Source organism: Mesorhizobium newzealandense, from assembly GCF_042682145.1.
GTDB classification, from domain to species: Bacteria; Pseudomonadota; Alphaproteobacteria; order Rhizobiales; family Rhizobiaceae; genus Mesorhizobium; species Mesorhizobium newzealandense.
Map to the genome: position 1 here is coordinate 33,981 of NZ_JBHUGZ010000001.1, position 19,180 is coordinate 53,160.

Annotated in this window: 17 protein-coding genes; 7 read left to right on the forward strand and 10 right to left on the reverse strand. The window is 65.6% G+C overall.

Going from position 1 to position 19,180, the window contains the following annotated elements; all coding sequences use genetic code 11:
* Window positions 1-81: 81 nt before the first annotated feature.
* Genes ACFSOZ_RS00140 through ACFSOZ_RS00165 form a run of 6 tightly spaced genes read left to right on the forward strand, consistent with a single transcriptional unit; the run spans window position 82 to window position 7,354 of the window.
* Complete coding sequence (locus tag ACFSOZ_RS00140) at window positions 82-1,602, forward strand: ABC transporter substrate-binding protein (protein WP_379092003.1); 1,521 nt, start codon at window positions 82-84, stop codon at window positions 1,600-1,602.
* A 31-nt stretch (window positions 1,603-1,633) separates the two neighbouring features.
* Window positions 1,634-2,593 carry an ABC transporter permease gene (locus ACFSOZ_RS00145; RefSeq protein ID WP_379092006.1) on the forward strand — a complete coding sequence of 320 codons (960 nt, stop codon included), beginning with the start codon at window positions 1,634-1,636 and terminating at the stop codon, window positions 2,591-2,593.
* A complete protein-coding gene (locus tag ACFSOZ_RS00150; RefSeq protein ID WP_379093748.1) occupies window positions 2,593-3,432 on the forward strand; it encodes an ABC transporter permease in 840 nt (279 codons plus the stop codon). Before ACFSOZ_RS00145 ends, ACFSOZ_RS00150 begins: the two co-directional genes overlap by 1 nt.
* Entirely contained in the window at window positions 3,429-5,177 is a 1,749-nt protein-coding gene (locus ACFSOZ_RS00155; RefSeq protein WP_379092009.1) for an ABC transporter ATP-binding protein, read from the forward strand. Before ACFSOZ_RS00150 ends, ACFSOZ_RS00155 begins: the two co-directional genes overlap by 4 nt.
* A gap of 43 nt (window positions 5,178-5,220) precedes the next feature.
* Window positions 5,221-6,228 carry a serine hydrolase domain-containing protein gene (locus tag ACFSOZ_RS00160; RefSeq protein WP_379092012.1) on the forward strand — a complete coding sequence of 336 codons (1,008 nt, stop codon included), beginning with the start codon at window positions 5,221-5,223 and terminating at the stop codon, window positions 6,226-6,228.
* 10 nt (window positions 6,229-6,238) lie between these two features.
* Window positions 6,239-7,354 carry an anhydro-N-acetylmuramic acid kinase gene (locus tag ACFSOZ_RS00165; protein ID WP_379092015.1) on the forward strand — a complete coding sequence of 372 codons (1,116 nt, stop codon included), beginning with the start codon at window positions 6,239-6,241 and terminating at the stop codon, window positions 7,352-7,354.
* Here ACFSOZ_RS00165 and ACFSOZ_RS00170 read toward each other — a convergent pair whose 3' ends face one another.
* The 3 genes from ACFSOZ_RS00170 to ACFSOZ_RS00180 form a co-directional block, all read right to left on the reverse strand.
* The gene (locus ACFSOZ_RS00170) at window positions 7,355-7,783 is read right to left on the reverse strand and encodes a GNAT family N-acetyltransferase (RefSeq protein WP_379092018.1); all 429 of its coding nucleotides are present in this window, start codon (window positions 7,781-7,783) and stop codon (window positions 7,355-7,357) included.
* A gap of 64 nt (window positions 7,784-7,847) precedes the next feature.
* Window positions 7,848-9,239 carry a sigma-54-dependent transcriptional regulator gene (locus tag ACFSOZ_RS00175; RefSeq protein ID WP_379092021.1) on the reverse strand — a complete coding sequence of 464 codons (1,392 nt, stop codon included), beginning with the start codon at window positions 9,237-9,239 and terminating at the stop codon, window positions 7,848-7,850.
* A complete protein-coding gene (locus ACFSOZ_RS00180; RefSeq protein WP_379092024.1) occupies window positions 9,236-11,056 on the reverse strand; it encodes a sensor histidine kinase in 1,821 nt (606 codons plus the stop codon). Before ACFSOZ_RS00180 ends, ACFSOZ_RS00175 begins: the two co-directional genes overlap by 4 nt.
* A 325-nt stretch (window positions 11,057-11,381) precedes the next feature.
* Between ACFSOZ_RS00180 and ACFSOZ_RS00185 the strand changes: the two genes are divergently transcribed.
* Window positions 11,382-12,710 carry a dicarboxylate/amino acid:cation symporter gene (locus ACFSOZ_RS00185; protein ID WP_379092027.1) on the forward strand — a complete coding sequence of 443 codons (1,329 nt, stop codon included), beginning with the start codon at window positions 11,382-11,384 and terminating at the stop codon, window positions 12,708-12,710.
* A gap of 74 nt (window positions 12,711-12,784) precedes the next feature.
* Here ACFSOZ_RS00185 and ACFSOZ_RS00190 read toward each other — a convergent pair whose 3' ends face one another.
* The 7 genes from ACFSOZ_RS00190 to ACFSOZ_RS00220 are packed head-to-tail and all read right to left on the reverse strand — an operon-like array spanning window position 12,785 to window position 19,176.
* The gene (locus ACFSOZ_RS00190) at window positions 12,785-13,885 is read right to left on the reverse strand and encodes an ABC transporter ATP-binding protein (protein ID WP_379092030.1); all 1,101 of its coding nucleotides are present in this window, start codon (window positions 13,883-13,885) and stop codon (window positions 12,785-12,787) included.
* Window positions 13,878-14,900 (reverse strand): ROK family protein, encoded by a 1,023-nt coding sequence (locus ACFSOZ_RS00195; RefSeq protein ID WP_379092033.1) that lies wholly within the window; start codon window positions 14,898-14,900, stop codon window positions 13,878-13,880. Before ACFSOZ_RS00195 ends, ACFSOZ_RS00190 begins: the two co-directional genes overlap by 8 nt.
* Window positions 14,897-15,619, reverse strand: a complete 723-nt coding sequence (locus ACFSOZ_RS00200) for a ribulose-phosphate 3-epimerase (protein WP_379092036.1) — start codon at window positions 15,617-15,619, stop codon at window positions 14,897-14,899. The genes ACFSOZ_RS00195 and ACFSOZ_RS00200 overlap by 4 nt, the downstream gene beginning before the upstream one ends.
* Window positions 15,616-16,449 (reverse strand): alpha/beta fold hydrolase, encoded by an 834-nt coding sequence (locus ACFSOZ_RS00205; protein WP_379092039.1) that lies wholly within the window; start codon window positions 16,447-16,449, stop codon window positions 15,616-15,618. Before ACFSOZ_RS00205 ends, ACFSOZ_RS00200 begins: the two co-directional genes overlap by 4 nt.
* A complete protein-coding gene (locus tag ACFSOZ_RS00210) occupies window positions 16,449-17,267 on the reverse strand; it encodes a sugar phosphate isomerase/epimerase family protein (RefSeq protein ID WP_379092042.1) in 819 nt (272 codons plus the stop codon). The genes ACFSOZ_RS00205 and ACFSOZ_RS00210 overlap by 1 nt, the downstream gene beginning before the upstream one ends.
* Window positions 17,267-18,343 carry a Gfo/Idh/MocA family protein gene (locus ACFSOZ_RS00215; RefSeq protein ID WP_379092045.1) on the reverse strand — a complete coding sequence of 359 codons (1,077 nt, stop codon included), beginning with the start codon at window positions 18,341-18,343 and terminating at the stop codon, window positions 17,267-17,269. Before ACFSOZ_RS00215 ends, ACFSOZ_RS00210 begins: the two co-directional genes overlap by 1 nt.
* 11 nt (window positions 18,344-18,354) lie before the next feature.
* Complete coding sequence (locus tag ACFSOZ_RS00220; protein ID WP_379092048.1) at window positions 18,355-19,176, reverse strand: sugar phosphate isomerase/epimerase family protein; 822 nt, start codon at window positions 19,174-19,176, stop codon at window positions 18,355-18,357.
* Between the last annotated feature and the right edge of the window lie 4 nt (window positions 19,177-19,180).

Genomic DNA, 19,180 nt, shown 5'->3' on the forward strand with positions numbered 1-19,180 from the left:
TGATACTCCAAACCATGTGTGTCTTGGAAGCGGTCCGCAGAAACTGCAAGGCATCAAGTTCAATCAGAATGGGAGACGAGAATGGTTCACCTCACAAGAAAGCTGCTGTCAGGCATCACGCTGGCCGCGATGCTCGGCGTGGCCGCGGTTTCAACGCAGGCGAATGCAGCGACGCTGCATATGGCCTGGTCGCAGGATGCTACCGGGCTCGACCCGCACAAGCAGACGGCCTTTTCGTCGCTGCGGCTGCTCGAGCTGATCTATGAGCCGCTGGTGCGGGTCGACGCCAGCCTGCAGATCATCCCAGCCATCGCCACCTCCTGGGAATTCTCCAAGGACGGCAAGGAGCTGACCTTCAAGCTCGATCCCAAGGCGAAATTCCAGGACGGCACGGCTGTGACCCCGGCCGACGTCAAGGCATCGTTCGAGCGCATCCTCGACGAGAAGACCGGTGCGGCCGCCCGCGCCAACTTCCTGTCGATCGCCAGCATCGACACGCCCGATGCGGCGACCGTCGTGTTTCATCTCTCGCAGCCGGACGCGCCGATCCTGACGGCGATGAGCGATGTCAACGCGGCCATCGTTCCGGCAAGCGAAATCAAGGCCGGCTCGATCGGCACCAAGGCGCTCGGCTCAGGACCCTTCAAGCTCGACAAATGGGACCCCAATGCCAAGGAGGTGCTGAGCGCCAACAAGGACTGGGCCGGCGGCGCGACCGGCGTCGACGGCATCGAGATCAGCGTGCTTCCCGACGAAGCCGCGATCCTGGCCGCCATGCGCACCAAGCAGATCGATTTCGCGTTGCTCAACGACCCGCTCGTCGCCACGCTGGTGCCGAAGGAAGCCAGCCTGCAACTGAACCGGGTGCCGGTTCTGTCCTATCACGTGCTGCAGCTCAATCCGTCGCGCAAGCCGATGACCGAGCTCAAGGTGCGCCAGGCCATCTCCTGCGCCATCGACCGGCAGGAGGTGCTGGACACCGCTTCGCTCGGCGAAGGCAAGGTCACCGGGCCGCTGACCATCCCAGCCCTGGCGACCGATCCCAGCCAGCTGTTCTGCTACAAGCGCGACGTCGAGAAGGCCAAGAAGCTGATGTCCGAGGCCGGCTATGCCGATGGCTTTTCGGCGACGGTGATCGGTGCCACCGGCGAGCCGCCGACGGCGGCGGCGGAAGCCCAGGTCATCCAGTCGCAGCTGGCCGAAATCGGCGTCAAGCTCGACATCAAGATGATGGAGCTCAACGTCTATGTCGACGCCTGGCTGAAGGGCGACTTCGACATGGCCATCGCGCTCAACGGCGGCCGCGCCGACCCCTACACCATGTACAACCGCTACTGGACCAAATCAGGCAATTTGCAGAAGGTGGCGAACTACATCGACGACACGCTCGACAGCCTGATGCAGAAGGGCCGCGCCGAGACCGATCCGGCGAAACGCAAGGTGATCTTCGCCGAGTTCGAGAAGCACCTCGCCGAGATGTCGCCATGGATCTGGCTCTACACCTCGTACAGCTATACGGCCCAGCAGAAGAACATTGCGGGGTTCGTGCCGACCCCGACGGGCACTCTGTTCAGCCTGAGCAAGGTTACCATCCAGCAGTAGCCGCCGGCATTGGACGAGAGGTACTCTTCGCGTGAATTATCTGATGCGACGACTGGCGACGTTTCCTCTCGTCCTGCTTGGCGTGTCCATCCTGGTCTTCGTTGCGATCCGGATGGTGCCAGGCGATTCGATCACGGCGATGCTGGGGACCGAAGCCGGCCTGCTGACGCCGGCGCAACGCGACTCGCTCGCCGCCTATTTCGGCATCGACCAGCCCTGGTTCGTCCAGTACTGGCGCTGGATAGGCGGCATCCTGCACGGCAATCTCGGCATCTCGGTCACCTATGGCCGGCCGGTGCTCGACGTCATCCTCGAGCGCTTCCCGCTGACGCTCGAACTGGCAATCCTGTCGATGATCATCGCGCTTGCCGTGGGCATGCCGGCGGGGATCTTTGCCGCCACGCACAATGAGAAATTGTCGGATCTCGGCGTGCGCATCGCCGCCATGATCGGCCAGTCGACGCCGAGCTTCGTGCTTGGCCTGCTGATCATCTACACGCTGTCGGCTGGCTTCGGCGTGCTGCCGGCGATGGGCGAATTCGCGCCGATCTGGCACGATCCCCTGCGCAATCTCAGCCAGCTGATCCTGCCCGCCATCACACTCGGCTTCGCCTTCGCCGCGTCGGTCACCCGCATATCGCGCTCGGCGATGCTCGACGTGTTGAGCGACGACTATGTCCGCACCGCGCGCAGCAAGGGCGCCTCGGCACGCAGCGTCATCTGGCGGCACGCCCTGCCCAATGCGCTGATCCCGGTCGTGACGCTCAGCGGCATTGAGTTCGGCTACCTGCTGGGCGGCGCCGTCATCGTCGAGCAGATCTATGCCCTGCCGGGGCTTGGACGCATGGTGCTGGACGCGATCCTGCAACGCGATTACGCGCTGGTGCAAGGCAGCGTGCTGTTCATCGCCTTCAACTTCATGATCGTCAATCTCCTGGTCGACCTCGCCTATGTCGCGCTCGATCCGCGCATTCGGCTGGGAGAGCCATGATGCGCATCCTGCGCGCCATCTTCGGCCATGGCAGCGGCCGCATCGGCGGCATCATCGTCGGCGTCTATCTGTTGATCGCCATCCTCGGTATGCTGGGGCTGACGCCGCACAATCCCATCACGCAATACCGGGTCGACCGGCTGCATGCGCCCAACGGCGCTTACTGGATGGGCACCGACCTGTTCGGCCGCGACGTGGCCAGCCGGCTGATGGCGGGCGTCGGCCAATCCTTCACCGTTGCCTTCTTCTCGGTGGCCTTCGCGACGCTTGCCGGCACAGTGCTGGGGCTGGCCGCCGCCTGGCTCGGACGCCGCTGGGACGGCGTTGTGATGCGGGTCATGGACGTGCTGCTGGCCTTCCCGGCTATCCTTCTGGCGCTGCTCATCGTCACCGTTGCCGGGCCGGGCACATGGACGAGTGTCGTCGCCATCGGCATCGTCTACACGCCGATTTTCACCCGCGTGGTGCGCGGCCCTGCCTTGTCGCTCAAGGCGCGCGAATTCGTCGACGCCGCGCGCACCTTCGGCAGCAGCTCAAGCTACATTGTCACACGCCATCTGCTGCTCAACCTGGTGGCGCCGTTGACCGTCCAGGTGACGCTGGCGCTGGCCTGGGCGCTGCTGACGGAAGCGGGCCTGAGTTTCCTGGGGCTCGGCACACAGCCGCCCGCCGCCTCGCTCGGCCTGATGCTGAGCGACAGCCGCAATCTGATGGAGACGGCGCCCTGGCTGATGATCTTTCCGGGTCTGGCGATCATGATCAGCATCCTCGGCTTCAATCTGCTTGGCGACGCCTTGCGCGATATCCTCGATCCGAGGATGCGGAGGGCGCCGGCATGACCCCGCTGCTGTCCGTCACGGATCTGCGCGTCGGCTTCGGCCGCAATCCGCAAGCCAATGAGGTGGTGCGCGGCGTCAGCTTCGACCTCGCCGATGGCGAGACGCTGGCCATCGTCGGCGAGAGCGGCTCGGGCAAATCCGTCACCGCACTGTCGATCAACCGCCTCATCGATTTTGGCGGTGGCCGCATCACCGGTGGCGCCATGAAGCTGAAGCGCGCCGATGGCAGCGTCTTCGACCTGATGACCGCGACCGAGCCGCAGCTGACCGGCATTCGCGGCGCCGAGATCGGCATGATCTTCCAGGAGCCGATGACTTCGCTCAATCCGGTGCTGAGCATCGGCAGGCAGATCGAGGAATCGTTTCGCCTGCACCGCGGGCTGACCGGAAGACAAGCCACCGCAGCGGCCAGGGATGCGCTCGACCGCGTGCGCATTCCCGATGCCGCGCGGCGGCTGAAATACACGCCCAACCAGCTGTCAGGCGGCATGCTGCAGCGGGTGATGATCGCCATTGCGCTGGCCTGCAATCCGCGCCTGCTCATCGCCGACGAGCCGACGACGGCGCTCGACGTGACGGTGCAGGCGCAGATCATGGCGCTGCTGGCCGAGCTGAAGCGGGAAACCGGCATGTCGATGATCTTCATCACCCACGACATCGGCCTGGTTGCCGGTATCGCCGACAAGGTGATGGTGATGCAGAACGGCCAGGCCGTGGAGCAAGGCGAGCTGAACCAGATCCTCGACACTCCACAGCATCCCTATACGCAGCACCTGCTGCATGCCGTGCCGCATTTCGCCAACGGCAGCGCGACGCGCGTGGACGGGCAGCGCGACAAGGATGCAAGCACGGAACCGGCCCTGAAGGTCGATAACCTGGTTGTACGATTTCCTCTCAAGAGCAGTTTCTTCAGCCGCGCCAGCGGCGCGGTGCATGCCGTCGATGGCATCGATTTCGACCTGATGCCAGGTGAAACACTGGCCATCGTCGGCGAGAGCGGCTCGGGCAAATCGACCACCGCGCGCGCCGTCCTGGGGCTGGTGCGTTCGACACGCGGCAGCTTCACGGTCGGAGTCCGAAAGGCTTCGGCCGAGCAGAGCGCCCTGCCTGTGCAGATGGTGTTCCAGAACCCCTATGCCTCGCTCAATCCAAGGCTGACCATCGAGAGCATTCTGGCCGAGCCGGTGATCGCCACCGGTGGCCGGGTGAAGTCTGAAACGCGGGCCAGGATGGCGAGCCTGCTGGAACGCGTCGGCCTGCCAAAAAACAGTCTGGAGCGCTATCCGCACGAATTCTCCGGCGGCCAGCGGCAAAGGCTGTGCATCGCCCGCGCGCTGATGCTCAACCCTTCCGTCGTGGTTCTCGACGAAGCGGTGTCCGCGCTCGATGTCTCGGTGCAGGCCAAGGTGCTGGAGTTGCTGGTCGACCTGCAGCGCGAGTTTGGGCTGGCTTATCTGTTCATCTCGCACGACATGGCTGTCGTCGAGCGGATCGCCCACCGGATCGCCGTCATCTATGCCGGCCAGATCGTCGAGATCGGCGACGCGACCTCGGTGCTGTCGAAGCCGAAGCATTCCTATACGAAGAAGCTCATCGCCGCCGTTCCGACCATCGACCGCCGGCATGAACATTTCGAACTCGACACGCGCCAGGTTCCCTCGCTGGTGCGCCCGCAGGGGTTTGAGCCGGCGCCAGCGAGGTGGCAGCAGTTTGGGCCTGATCATCGAGCGAGGGCGGAGGCGTGATGGGTGGTGGGACGCAGTGCTACTTTTCAGATGGAGGCCGGCATTGAGCGCCCTCGCCCAGCTCTTCGATCGCGCGTTCGCACCACTGGCAGCCGCCGTGGCCGCCAGGCGCATTCCTGGCGGTGTGCTCGGCATTGTCGACAGAAATGGCGCACGCACCGTCAGGGCGATCGGCTCCGCGCAGTTGGTGCCAAATCCAAGACCCATGGAGGAGCAAACCTGGTTCGACCTGGCGTCCTTGACCAAGGTCATCTTCACCACGCCGCGCATCCTGGCGCTGGCGGAAGCCGGCACCATCGATCTCGACGCGCCGCTGACCTCCGCCCTGCCGGACCTACGCCAGTATGATGCAGAGGCCTGGGAACGGAAGGCAACTTTCCGCCAGTGTCTCGGCCACCAGACACCGTTTCCCGCCGTCGAGCCGATCTACACCTATGGGCGCGACCCCGAACTGCTGCGTGCCTTCATCCTGCAGCGCGAATGGCGCGCCCGCGACCCGGTCTATTCCGACATCAACTTCATCCTGCTCGGCTTTGCGCTTGAGCGGCTGTCGGGAAAGATGGTCCGGGACATATATCCCGGTCCCGGCTTCGCATTCTCCGCCGAACCGGACGCCGCCGCCGCGACAGAGGATTGCACCTGGCGCCATCGGGTGCTGTCCGGCGAGGTGCACGACGCCAATTGCTCGGCATTGCAAGGCGCGGGGCACGCCGGCCTGTTCGGAACGGCCGCTTCCGTCCTCGATTTCGCGCAGGGGCTATTGGATGGCACTGGCGCTTCCGAGCGTTCGATCGCGCTGATGCGAACGCCCTTGTCCGCCACCCGCACCCATGGCTGGGAGCGCCCCTATGAGGGCTGGTCCGGCGGGATGTTGTGCAGTCCGGGAACCATCGGCCACACCGGCTTTACCGGCACGGGACTGTGGATCGACTTCGACAGAGGCAAGGCCTGGACCTTGCTCACCAACCGGATCCATCCGACACGTCATTTCGACAGCGGCATCGCCGCGCTTCGGCAGGCGGTCGGCGACTTTGTTAACGGGGATTATTAGGAAAGTGACCATGGAACCAATCTGGGCCGTCGGCCTGATGACCGGCACCGTGCTTGACGGCAACATCGACGTCGCGCTGATCAAGACCGATGGCGAGCGCATCGACGATTTCGGCACCTATAGGCTGATGCCCTACCCGCAATCGATCCGTTCCCTGCTGGAAGAGACGCTGACCGCGGCAAGAGCCTGGAATTTCACCGGACCGGAGCCGGCGATCTTCCGCAAGGCGGAAGACGCCCTGACGCGTGCCCAGTCCGCGGCGGTCAAGGAACTCGTCGAAGGCTATGGCATGACGATGGCCGACATCGGCGTCGTCGGTTTTCATGGCCAGACCGTGCTGCACCGCGCACCACAGGTGGGACGGCTCGGCCAGACCCGGCAGCTCGGCGATGGCGAACTCATGCACGCCATCCTCGGCACCAAGGTCGCCTACGATTTCCGCTCGGCCGACATGCGTGCCGGCGGGCAAGGTGCGCCATTGGCCGCTGCCTATCACACCGCGCTGATGCGCAGCGCCGGTGCCAGCGGCGAGGTGGCCGTGCTCAATCTCGGCGGCGTCGCCAACGTCACCTGGTGGGACGGCGCCGACAATGTCGTTGCCTTCGACACCGGACCGGCGAACGCCCCGCTGAACGACTTCATCAAGTCGAAGGGGCTCGGCGAAATGGACCGCGATGGTGTGCTTGGCCGCGCGGGAATGGTCGACGAGGAACGGCTCGCCAAGCTGTTGCAGCACCCCTATCTGACCAAGCCCTATCCGAAATCGCTGGACCGCTTCGACTTCGGCGCCGCGATGGCGGACGGCCTGAATGCCGAGGATGGTGCGGCCCTGCTCACTGCCTTCACCGCCGCCGCTGTCGGCAAGGCGCTCGACCTCTTGCCAAGCCGGCCGAAAAAACTGGTGGTCAGCGGTGGCGGCCGCCACAACCCGACGATGATGGCGATGCTCGCCAGCCGCGCCGGTGTCGAAGTGGTGCAGGCCGAAAGCCTCGGCTGGAGCGGCGACGCGGTGGAGGCGGAGTGTTTTGCCTTCCTCGCGGTTCGCGTGCTGAGGGGCCTGCCGATCAGCTTCCCGAGCACGACCGGCGCACCGCAGCCGATGCGTGGCGGACGCCTGGCGGGCTGATCAAGCCGGCGACAGCGTCTTCCGCAGGAAGATGCGGCTGCGGCCGACAGGGAAATCGGCAAGCGTGCCGAAGGGCTGATAGCCCTGGCGCTGATAGACCTTGGCGGCGTTGGGATTGAAGGTGTCGATCCAGGCATTCCGGCAGCCGCGCGCCACGGCTTCCTGTTCGGCCGCGTCCAGCATGCTGCCGGCCATGTGCTGGCCGCGCAGCCTTTCATCGACCCACAGCCATTGCACGTAAAGCCAGCCCCAGGCGGTGTAGCCGGAGATGCCGGCGACCACCGCGCCATCCTCGTCGCGCACGAACACCGCCAGGGCCTTCCTTTCGGAAGCGCCGACGTCGCTATCGTTGAATGCCGTCAAGCGCTCGGCGAGAAAAGTGAGCTCTTCCGGCAAGGGATTTGCCGTCGTTTCAAGTGTCGTGTTCATGGCTTTTCCGAGATGTGCAGCTGGATACGAACGACGCGTTACGAAAGGGCGTTGCCCCGCGCATCTATATCTGGTCCCGAACAGGGTGCGGATCCGGATCGCCGCCATTGCGAAATTCGGATGCGGCAATGCCGTAGCGCTTGAGCTTGTCGTAGAAGGTCTTGCGCGGCACGCCGAGCGCGTCGATGGCACTACGCACATCACCACCGTGATCGCGCAATGCATCGCGGATGAGTTGCGCCTCATAGTGCCCAACTCGTTCGGGCAGTGTGGCCTCAAGCTCCTGCGATTTCGCGGGAACCGCCCTCGTGTCGTCATCCGGACCAAGGCCAAGCGCGACGCGATCGGCAAAATGGGCGAGCTCGCGCACATTGCCTGGCCAGGCATGCGACTGGAGATGGTCGCTGACCGCCGCGTTCACCTTTGCGACTGGCCGGCCGAACCGCTCCGAGGCCTTGCCGAGGAAATGGCCGAACAGCATCGGGATGTCGCCGCGCCGTTCGCGCAGCGGCGGGATGCGCAGCGTCACCACGTTGAGGCGAAAATAGAGATCCTCGCGAAAATCGCCGCGCTGATCCTGCCGGCCGAGATCGACCTTGGTCGCCGCGACGACTCTCAGGTCAACACGTCGGGTCTCGTTCGAGCCAAGCGGGGTAACGCTGCGCGTTTCGAGCACGCGCAGCAGCTTGACCTGGAGGGCCGGCGGCATGGATTCGATCTCGTCGAGAAACAGCGTGCCGCCGCTGGAATGCTCGATGCGGCCGATCCGTCGCCGCTGCGCGCCGGTGAACGCGCCGGCCTCGTGGCCAAACAGCTCGCTTTCTATGACGGTCTCCGGCAGGGCGCCGCAATTCAGCGCCACAAGGGGCTTCGCGCGGCGCCGGCCCCATTTGTGCAGGAGGTCCGCCACCACTTCCTTGCCGGTCCCCGTCTCCCCTTCCACCAGCACATCGACATCCATGTCGGCGATCTGGCGCAAGGTCTCACGCAGCCGTCTGATCGCGGGCGCCTCGCCGATCAGCGGCAGGCCGTCGGCGGCCTGCGCCGCCGCCTCGCGCAGCCGCCGGTTCTCCATCACCAGCCGCCGCTTCTCCGAAGCCCGTCTCAACGCCTCGACGAGGCGCTCGCCGGCATAAGGTTTCGGGATGAAATCATAGACGCCATCCTTGAGCGCTGCCACCGCGAGATCGACGTCGCCATGCCCGGTGACCAGGATCACCGGTATGTCGGGGTCGATCGCCCTAATGCGATCGAACAGCTGCAGCCCGTTCATGCCCGGCATGCGGATGTCGCTGACGACCACGCCCTCGAAATTCCTGTCGACGACGGCAAGCGCTGCCTCGGCGGCATCGAGCGCAACCACCGTGAAACAGGCAAGCTCGAGCAGTTGGGTGGTGGCGTGCAGCAGGTCCGCATCGTCGTCGACGAGCGCCACCAGCCCTGATGCCTCTGTCATTCGATTCGCCTCAAGTCGATGGTGAAGGATGCGCCGCTGGTGCTGCCGGGATCGAGACGCAACGTGCCGCCCAATTCCTGGGCGATCTCCTGCGAGATCACCAGCCCGAGGCCAAGCCCCTTCTCCTTGGTGGTCTGGAACGGCATGAACAGATTGCCGGCCGCCTCCGGACCGAGGCCGGGGCCGTTGTCCCGCACCGAAATCAGCACCCTGTCGTCGCGCTCGGCGATATCGATCTCGATGCGGGGATCGGACTGGTCCTTCATCGCGTCCAGCGCGTTCTGCAACAGGTTGACCAGGATCTGCTCGAGCCGGATGCGGCTGGCCATGACCACAGGCGACGCGGTGCCGCGCGGCTTGACGATGGTCACGCCGGAATCGCGGATGCGGCCGGACAAAAGCGACAGCGCGCCGTCGATCGCCTCGCGCACCGGCAGCGGCGAGGCGGCGACGCCCGGCCGACGGGCGAAGGTGCGCAGGGTGCTGGTGATCGCGCCGATGCGTTCGGTCATTGAAATGATCGATGTCAGATTGCCGGTGGCCGGCTCGGTCTTGCCAGTGTCGAGAAAGCGGCCCGCATTCTCGGCATAGGTCCGGATGGCGGCGACCGGCTGGTTGATCTCATGCGCCACGCCGGCGGCGATCTGGCCGAGGATGGAAAGCCGGTTGGCCTGGGCGAGATCGTCACGCAGCCGGCGGACCTTGGCTTCGGCATTTTCGCGCTCGGCGATTTCCCCGGCGAGTGCCGTGTTGGAACGTGTCAGCTCGGCCGTTCGCGTGCTCACCCGGCTCTCCAGTTCGGCATTCATGCGCGCCAGCGCCTCCTGCCTCATCCGGCGGGCGCGCCTGCGCCGGGTGAGCACGAAGGCAAGCAGGCCCATAAGCAGCAGCCCGAGCAGCGTGGTCAGGCGCGCCGTGTTGGCGGCGGAGGAGAGAGCGGCGTCGGCTGGCGTCAGCAGCCACAGACGCCAGCCGGGCACCGCGCCGGGCAGGTCCTGCACCACTTCGACGAACTGGCGCGGCTTTCCAGAACTGTCGATCGTCGCCAGGCCGTCGCCAGCGCCACGCCGCAGCGGCAGCGGTGCGAAGCCGGCATCGGCCAGCTGAAGCTGTTCGTGGGCAATTGCGGCGTCCTGCGCCGAGAGGGGCGCCAGGGCACGAAACCGCCATTCGGGCTGACTGGTGGCCAGCACCACGCCGCGTTCGTCGGTGACGAAAACAAGAAAGCCGCTGGAGCGCCAATTGGCCTCGACGCGATCGAGTTCGACCTTCAGCACCGCAACGCCAAGCGGCTTGGCGCCATCGTCGACGCGGCTGGCGAGGTAAAGACCCGGCCGGCCGCTGATCGTGCCGAGGCCATACTGGCTGGCGGCGCCGTCGGCCATTGCCTCCTTGAAATAGTGACGGAAATTATAGTCGATGCCGACAAAGCTCGTCGGCTCGCCGGCGTTGCTGGCGGCGATCGCAATGCCGGCTGTGTCGATGACATAGATAGCGGACGCCGACGCATCGCCGGCAATCGCCTTGAGCTTGTCGTTGAGGGCGGATTCTTCCATCTTTCCGGCCCGGCGCAGCGCGCCACGCACAGCATCGTCGCGTGCCAGCACCAATGGAACCAGGCGCTGCTTTTCGATTTCGCCGGTCAGGGTTCCCGCCGCCAGCGGCAAGGCGGCAAGTGCTGTGTCGCGCAGATTGTCGGCCGCCTGGCCGGATGCGATGCGCCCGGCAATGGCGATCGCCCCTGCCAGAATCGCCAGGGCGACAAGCACGACAAGCCAGCGGCCATCGCGCAGCCGGGCCACCGCCTCGCGCAGCAACTCACGGCCGGCAAACCCTGTGGATCCGCTATCGGTGCCTGCTTGCGACGTCTGCCCTCTCCCTTTTTCCTCGCGGCCCCTTTTCTCCGCGGCCTTGCGGCCAGTGTAATGCGAAATTCCGCCCAGGCAAACGTCGCCTGTGCGGAAATCCGCACAGGCATTTACCGAAAAGCACGGACAACCGCCGAAATCCCGGGATTCCGGCCTTTCACCGATCTGGCACAGCGCTTGCAAAAGTCCTTGCAGCGGCGTGCGACCGGAGCGCCGCGATGGGAGAAGTCACGCAGGGCGGTGCATTTCCGCCCCGTCCGGCAGGGAGAGTTCGATGCACATCGCAGACCAATCAGGCGCGCTTGCCGCGCAGCGCAAGCCTTTCTATGCCCAACTCTACGTGCAGGTGCTCGTCGCGATCACCGTCGGCATCCTGCTCGGTCACTTCTATCCGTCGGTCGGCGAGAGCATGAAGCCGCTCGGCGACGCCTTCATCAAGCTGGTCAAGATGATCATCGCCCCGGTCATCTTCCTGACCGTGGCGACCGGCATCGCCGGCATGAGCGACCTGCAGAAGGTCGGCCGGGTCGCTGGCAAGGCGATGCTCTACTTCCTCACCTTCTCGACGCTGGCTCTGATCATCGGCCTTGTCGTGGCCAATGTCGTGCAGCCGGGTGCCGGCTTCAACATCGACCCGGCAACGCTCGACGCCTCGACCGTCAACACCTACACCGCCAAGGCGCATGATCAGTCGGTCACCGGGTTCCTGATGAACATCATCCCGTCGACGATCGTCGGCGCCTTCGCCGACGGCGACATCCTGCAGGTGCTGTTCTTCTCGGTGCTGTTCGGCATTTCGCTGGCGCTGGTCGGCGACAAGGGCACGCCCGTCCTCAATTTCCTGCAGGCGCTGACGACGCCGATCTTCAAGCTGGTCAGCGTGCTGATGAAGGCAGCTCCGATCGGTGCCTTCGGCGCCATGGCATTCACCATCGGCAAATACGGCATCGGCGCGGTCATCAACCTCGCCATGCTGGTCGGCACCTTCTACGTGACGTCGCTGCTGTTCGTGTTCGTCGTGCTGGGCGCGGTCTGCCGCTACAATGGTTTCTCCATCCTGTCGCTGATCCGCTACATCAAGGAAGAGCTGCTGCTGGTGCTAGGAACCTCCTCGTCGGAAGCCGCCCTGCCCTCGCTGATGGAAAAGATGGAGAAGGCCGGCGCCAAGCGCTCGGTGGTCGGCCTGGTCATCCCGACCGGCTATTCCTTCAACCTCGACGGCACCAACATCTACATGACGCTGGCGGCGCTGTTCATCGCGCAGGCGACGAACACCCATCTGTCGATCGGCGACCAGATCCTGCTGCTGCTGGTTGCCATGCTTTCCTCCAAGGGTGCGGCCGGCATCACCGGGGCCGGATTCATCACCCTTGCCGCGACGCTGTCGGTCGTTCCGGCAGTGCCGGTCGCCGGCATGGCGCTGATCCTCGGCGTCGACCGCTTCATGTCGGAATGCCGGGCGCTGACCAACTTCGTCGGCAACGCCGTCGCCACGCTGGTGGTGGCACGCTGGGAAGGCGAACTCGACGAAGCCAAGCTGGCCAGGGCACTGGCGGGCACGGCCGACGACAGCCTGCCGGCTGATGTCGTTCCCGCCGAGTAATCCGCGCGCGCAATACCAAAATCAACGGCCGGAGGTCACAGCCTCCGGCCGTTGCCGTTCAGGTCACGACGATGTCAGGCGGTACCGGTTTTGCCCAGTGGCGCCAGCGCCTTGCCGTCGGCCGCGAAGAGATGACAGCGGGAGGGGTCGGCCTGCATGGCGATGGGGCTGTGCAGCGGTGTCGTGTCGATGCCCTCGGTCTGCACGACCAGCCTCGTCTTCTCGCCGATGTCGGCATGCAGGATGGTCAGGCCGCCGAGCCGTTCGGCCAGCACTGCCTCGCCCTTGAACTGGCCCGCATCTGCGATGCGGATATGTTCCGGCCGGATGCCGAGCAGCAGCTCGCTGTTCGGCGCAAGCGCACGCGCCTCGACCGGAACGACGAGCTTGGATCCGCCCGGCAGTGCGACGGCAACGCCATCCCTGTTGGTTGAGAGAACCCGTACCGGCAGCATGTTCATCTTCGGCGAACCGATAAAGCCGGCGACGAAGACATTGGCCGGCCTGGCATAGAGGTCGAGCGGTGTCCCGACCTGCTCGATCGTGCCACCATTGAGGACGACGATCTTGTCGGCCATGGTCATGGCCTCGGTCTGGTCGTGGGTGACATAGACGATGGTGGCGGCGAGCCGTTCGTGCAGCTGCATCAGCTCCAGCCGCATGTTGACGCGCAGCGCGGCGTCGAGATTCGACAGGGGTTCGTCGAACAGGAAGACCTTCGGCTGGCGCACGATCGCGCGGCCGATGGCGACGCGCTGGCGCTGGCCGCCGGACAGCTCCTTCGGCCGCCGCTCGAGCAGATGCGACAGCTGCAGCACGTCGGCCGCCGCCTTGACCTTGGCGTCGCGTTCGGTCACCGGCAGGCCGGCGATCTTCAGCGCGAAGCCCATATTCTCGGCGACCGTCATGTGCGGATAGAGCGCATAGGACTGGAACACCATGGCGAGGCCGCGTTCGGAGGGATCGACCTCGTTGATGCGCGCGCCGTCAAGCATCAGTTCGCCGGAGGTGATCTTCTCGAGGCCGGCAATCATGCGCAGCAGCGTCGACTTTCCGCAGCCCGACGGGCCGACGAAGACGACGAACTCGCGGTCGCCGACATCGAGGTCGACGCCCTTGATCACCTCGGCATTGCCATAGGACTTGCGCACGCCGCGCAGCTTGAGCTCAGCCATTGAAGTCCCTCCTCGTGTCCGGAAATGTGCTTGGGCCAACCGGCATGCGTGCCGCCAACGTGCCGCCATCATCGAACAGGACAAGGCTGGCCGCGCCGACCAGCCCGGCGTGGCGGCCGAGCTGGGCCTGAACGACCGGCACGTCGCGATAGGCTCGCATGGCTCGTTGCCTGATGGTCGCCTCGATGGCAGGCGCCATGAGGTCGAGGCCGTTGGCAATGCCGCCGCCAACGACCAGGACGTCGGGCGAATAGAGATGCAGCAGATTGGTGAAGCCGATGCCCAGCCAGCGTGCTTCCTCGTCAAGCAGGGCCAAGGCAAGGTCATCCTGCAGCCGCGCCGCTTCGACCACGTGACGGCCTGTCACGTCACCGTTGCCCGAGAGGCCCCGCAGCGTCGAGCCATCCGATGGAGCTGTCGCGGCGTTGGCGCGGCGGCCAAGTGCCGTGCCCGAGGCGATGGCCTCGAAGCAGCCGACGACGCCGCACACGCAACGCTCGCCTTCATTGGTGATGGTCATATGGCCGATCTCGGCAGCGAGGCCGCGGCGGCCATGCAGGATGCGTCCGTCGACAACGACACCGCCGCCGATGCCGGTGGAAACCGTGACGAAGACCAGCGAGCGGGCGCCATGACCGGCGCCGAAGCGCCATTCGCCGAGTGCCGCGGCATTGGCGTCATTCTCCAGCCGCACCGGCAGGCCGAGCCGCCGTTCGAGGATATCGGCAAGCGGCACGTCGAGCCAGCCGGCGAGTGTCGGCGGTCCGACGGCGATGCCGGCCAGCGGATCGAGCGGTCCCGGTGCGCCGACGCCGACGCCGAGGATTGAGAGCGCCGGTGCCTCGGCATGGACGGTCGCGGCCAGCGCCTCGATCTGGCCGATCACCACATCGGGGCCAGCCTGCGCCTGCGTCGGCACCGCGGCGAACGCCAGGATCTTGCCGTCACGGTCGACCAGGGCGGCACGAAGCTCGGTGCCGCCAAGATCGATCGCGAGGGCGGCTTCTTTGCTCATGCCGCGACCTTCAGGCCATGCAGCCAGCCTATGCGGCCGGCCAGATCCTTGTCGCCAAAGGCGAGCGAACCGAGAACCACGGTCTCGGCGCCGGCTGCACGCAGCAACGGCACGGTCTCGTGGCGGATACCGCCATCGGCGGCAAGAACAACGGCCGCCTCGCGGCCGGCCTCTCTCAGGATGGCGCGGGCAGCGCCCAGCCTGTCACAAGCCTTGTCCGACAGGCTCTGGCCCTTGACGCCGATTGCCGTTCCAAGAAGCGTGACAAAAGCGACCTCGGAGACGAAAGGCCTCACCGTCTCGACCGGCGTCTCCAGCCTGAGCGCGACGCCCGCTTCAGCGCCGAGTTCCCGCGCCAACCGGACGGCGCGCAATCCCGCCTCGCGGTTCTCGGCATGGACGCTGATCATGTCGGCGCCGGCCTCGATAAACTGGCGCGTCTGCGCCTCGACTATCTCCGCATCGACCATCAGATGGACATGGATGGGTTTGGCGGTCCGCCTGGCAATGCGGGCTACGAGATCGGGAAAGAACAAGAAGGACGGCGCGAAATGACCGTCCGCCACATCGATGTGGTGAAGATCGACATAGGGCTCGATGCGCTTCAGGTCGCCCTCGAAATTGACGAGGTCGGCAGACCACAGCGAGAATTCAGCGATCATGCGATCGCGCGGCAGTGCGGCGATGGCCGCCGGGCCTGAGAGAGGTTTCGAGATCATGATCGGTCCTGGTTGTTGAAATTTGCATCGAGGAAGCCCGCGATAACCGCGCGGACCTCGGCGAAATGGCGATCCTTGTCGGTGGCCTTCGGCGTCACCTCGCTGAAGACCGCATCGGGGATGTTTTCGGCAAGCTCCTGGGCGGTCGCCAGCGGATGGACGAGATCGACGCCGCTGCCGATGACGAGCGTCGGGACCGCGAGGCCGGCGGCCGCAGCCCGCGTGACGCCGGGCCCATCGTTGGCGATCGCCTGCATCACCTCGGCGAAGACAGCCGCGTTTTCGCGCTCGAAGAAGCCGAGCAGGGAAGCAAGATTGTCCGGCGCTTCCCTGCGAAAGCGGGCCGCTGTCGCGGAGGTTGCAAAGACGCTGCGCGCCTCATCCAGCGGACGGTCGCAGATGAGTTCCGCGGCTTCCGCGTAAGGGCGCACGTTTTGCGGCGCCGCATCGAACGCCCAGGCTGGGCGGACAAGCACGAGACCGGTGACACGACCCGGGTGCCGGGCAGCAAGCTGCAAGGCAATTGCCGCCCCCATAGAGATGCCGCCGGCGACGAAACGGTCGAGCCCGGCCGCGTCGGCGGCGGCAAGCACGTCGTCGGCAAACATGGCGATCGAAAAGGGCCGCCCACGGCCGGCGCCGGAGCCACCTTGTGCGCGACACTCGACGGTCAGCCGGCGATAGGACGGGCTGTCGGGAAAGTTCTGCGCCACCTGGGTGGCATCGCCGCCGAGACCATGCTGGAAAACGACGGGAAGCCTGCCCTGCCCCGTATCGAAGACACGGAGCGCTGCATCGCCGCGAAGCATAATCGTCGGCACGGCGCGCATCAGACGAGCCTGCGCAGGAAGGCGGCAACGCCGGGGGCTTCGTCGGCGGACAGCCCGTGGGTGACGAGCGGCCCGTCGAAGCCGGCCGCCTTCAGCCGCCCGACGAAATCCGGGAAGTCGACGATGCCTTGCCCGGCGGTGGCAAAGCGGCCGTCACCATGGCGGTCCTTGGCATGCGCCATGGTGACATGGCCGGCCGCCTCGTCGATCGCGGCGGCGACGATGGCGCGCGCTTCGTCAGGCGTCGCGTGTTCGAACAGATTTGCCGGATCAAGCACGATCTTCAGACGCCTCGACCCCATATCGGCGATCAGCCGCGTCGCATCCTTCGCCGAGGTGACGATGTTGGCTTGCTCGGGCTCGATGCCGAGATCGACACCGGCGGCTTCGGCCAGCGCCAGCGCCTTCTCCATCTCGGTGGCCATGTCGGACCAAGCCGCCGGAGTAGCATTTTCCGGATGGTACGCCCATTGATCGGCGGCGTTGCGCGAGCCGGTGCAGAGCGTGACCAGGGGAATATCCAGGACAGCAGCCGCCTCGATGACGACGGCGAGGCGCCTGAGCCCGTCGTCGCGGACGGCCTTGTCGGGATGCGCCATGTTGTAGGTGCCCGAAAGTGCGGCGAGCGAAACACCGGCCGATTGCGCGGCGGCGCGGATCGCCGCGACGGTCTCGGCCGGAACCGCATCCGGCATCGACGGCAGGCCGGCGCAGGCAAGATTGAACTGCGTTGCGTCATAGCCTGCCTGCCGCACGGCCGCCAGCACGGCGGCCGGCTCGCTGCCCGCAAATGTCTTGGCGAAAATGCCGAGACGCATCAGACCGCCCCCGAAACCGAGGCGAGTTCCACCCGCTCGCCGATCTCCACCGAGCGGGCAATGGCGACCATGGCGCGGATCGACGCAATGCCGTCCTCGACATTGGCGCCGCGCATCGGCGCGCCGTCCAGCACCGTTTCGGCAAGACCTTCGAGCTGGCGGCGGAAGAAGTGGCCATCGGCGCCGAGAGGCTTGTGGGCGGTCGCGGTCTTCTCGTGAAAGATCTCGACTTCGCTGGCGCGGAAGTACCAGGGGTTGAAAGTCTTGGCGACGACAGAGCCGTACTCGCCGTAGAGCTGGAAGCCTTCGTGCCAGTCCATCCGTACGGCGACGGTGAGATCGAGATGGCCGAGCGCGCCGCTGGCGAACTCGGTCTCGACGAACCAGCAATAGGCGCCGAAACGCTCGTTGAGGCGGGCGCGCACGGCGACGATATCGCCGCACAGGAAGCGCGCCGTGTCGACGAGATGCGAGCCATGGGCCAGCATGAAATACTGCCTGAGATCAGCCTTCGGATTGCCGCTCGGTTTCCTCGCCAGTTTGCTGGTGACGGGCAGCGGCTGGACGGCATCGGTGTTGGTGTAGCGATGGGTGGAATCGCAGTACCACGCCTTCAGCGCCAGCACGTCGCCGATCTCGTCGCGGACGAAGTCGCGCGCCGCCTCCAGCGCCGGGTCGAAGCGCTTCATATGGCCGACCTGCAGCAACTTGCCCGAGCGCCTGACCGCCGCGGCGAGCGCCTCGCCTTCCTCGACCGAGGTGCCGATCGGCTTTTCGCACAAGACATGCTTGCCGGCATCGAGCGCCCTGATCGACATCGGCACGTGATAGGCGTCCGACGTGGCAACGATCACCGCCTCCAATTCGGGATCGGCGAGCATAGCGTCATAGTCGGCGTACATCTTCCGCGGCTCGTAGGTGGCACCCATGCGGGCGAGCAGGTCGGGTGCCGCGTCGCAGATGGCGTAGAGGTCGGCATTGCCGGCCTTCACGCAGGATTGCAGATGCGCGAACTGCGCGATGGGGCCGCAGCCGAGCACGCCGACCCTGAGGCGTCTGTCCTGTTTCTTGATCATTGTCTCGTTCTTCAGGCGCCGTAAGAGCGCATTGTCTGGCGGTTGGTCTTGACCGCGCCGGCGGGATCGGCGGCGGCCGTGTCGGACTCCTCTTCGAGCACCAGCCAGCCGGTAAAGTGCGGCGCTGTGCCGGCGATCTCGATGACCGCCGGGGTATCGCAGACGCCCGCGCCGAGCATCGCCCATGTGCCCTTGGCGTCGACATCTTTGAGGTGAATGTAGCGGATGCGGTCGCGGTGGGTGCGCAGCGTGTCTGAAATGTCCTTGTGACCGCGCAGGATGTGGCCGGTATCCGGCACCCAGCCGACAAGGTCGGGGTCGAGCAAGGCAAAGATCGTGTCATAGTCGGCGCGGTCGAACAGCAGCGTGTTGTGGTGCGAACTCGGATGCACGGCGACGTCGACACCGGCCTTGCGGCCGATCTCGGCGGCGCGGTTGTAGAATTCGGCAGCGATGGCGAATTTATCCTCACGCGGACCATCTGAGACGACCGTCGCCGAACCGATGGATACCAGCGCGCCGGGAAAGTTCGCCGCAAAGCCTGTCCAGCGCCGGGCGGCTTCGAGGTCACTTTCCAGCGCCTCCTTCAGCGTGAAACCGCTCTTCGAGCCAAAGGCGAAGGAGACGAGGGCGAGGTCCCGGGCGCCGAGCGCGGCAGCGAATTCGGCGGGCTTGTCGGCATAGTGGCCGATCATGGTGTCGGTGATTTCGATGCCGGCGTAGCCGCCATCCTCTATCGCCTTCAACAGGTCATCGGGGCCGCCGGTCCAGGCCTTGCCCAGCATTTCCCAGGTGAAGGTCTGGCAGCCGACCTTGAGCTTCGTCTTCGTCATGTCG

What these genes read in the sequence shown, in the direction of transcription:
- ACFSOZ_RS00170 (WP_379092018.1), bottom strand. Translation starts at nt 7,783, where the DNA reads ATGAACACGACACTTGAAACGACGGCAAATCCCTTGCCGGAAGAGCTC.
- ACFSOZ_RS00210 (WP_379092042.1), bottom strand. Translation starts at nt 17,267, where the DNA reads ATGCGTCTCGGCATTTTCGCCAAGACATTTGCGGGCAGCGAGCCGGCC.
- ACFSOZ_RS00150 (WP_379093748.1), top strand. Translation starts at nt 2,593, where the DNA reads ATGCGCATCCTGCGCGCCATCTTCGGCCATGGCAGCGGCCGCATCGGC.
- ACFSOZ_RS00220 (WP_379092048.1), bottom strand. Translation starts at nt 19,176, where the DNA reads ATGACGAAGACGAAGCTCAAGGTCGGCTGCCAGACCTTCACCTGGGAA.
- ACFSOZ_RS00185 (WP_379092027.1), top strand. Translation starts at nt 11,382, where the DNA reads ATGCACATCGCAGACCAATCAGGCGCGCTTGCCGCGCAGCGCAAGCCT.
- ACFSOZ_RS00195 (WP_379092033.1), bottom strand. Translation starts at nt 14,900, where the DNA reads ATGAGCAAAGAAGCCGCCCTCGCGATCGATCTTGGCGGCACCGAGCTT.
- ACFSOZ_RS00190 (WP_379092030.1), bottom strand. Translation starts at nt 13,885, where the DNA reads ATGGCTGAGCTCAAGCTGCGCGGCGTGCGCAAGTCCTATGGCAATGCC.
- ACFSOZ_RS00155 (WP_379092009.1), top strand. Translation starts at nt 3,429, where the DNA reads ATGACCCCGCTGCTGTCCGTCACGGATCTGCGCGTCGGCTTCGGCCGC.
- ACFSOZ_RS00215 (WP_379092045.1), bottom strand. Translation starts at nt 18,343, where the DNA reads ATGATCAAGAAACAGGACAGACGCCTCAGGGTCGGCGTGCTCGGCTGC.
- ACFSOZ_RS00175 (WP_379092021.1), bottom strand. Translation starts at nt 9,239, where the DNA reads ATGACAGAGGCATCAGGGCTGGTGGCGCTCGTCGACGACGATGCGGAC.
- ACFSOZ_RS00200 (WP_379092036.1), bottom strand. Translation starts at nt 15,619, where the DNA reads ATGATCTCGAAACCTCTCTCAGGCCCGGCGGCCATCGCCGCACTGCCG.
- ACFSOZ_RS00140 (WP_379092003.1), top strand. Translation starts at nt 82, where the DNA reads ATGGTTCACCTCACAAGAAAGCTGCTGTCAGGCATCACGCTGGCCGCG.
- ACFSOZ_RS00165 (WP_379092015.1), top strand. Translation starts at nt 6,239, where the DNA reads ATGGAACCAATCTGGGCCGTCGGCCTGATGACCGGCACCGTGCTTGAC.
- ACFSOZ_RS00205 (WP_379092039.1), bottom strand. Translation starts at nt 16,449, where the DNA reads ATGCGCGCCGTGCCGACGATTATGCTTCGCGGCGATGCAGCGCTCCGT.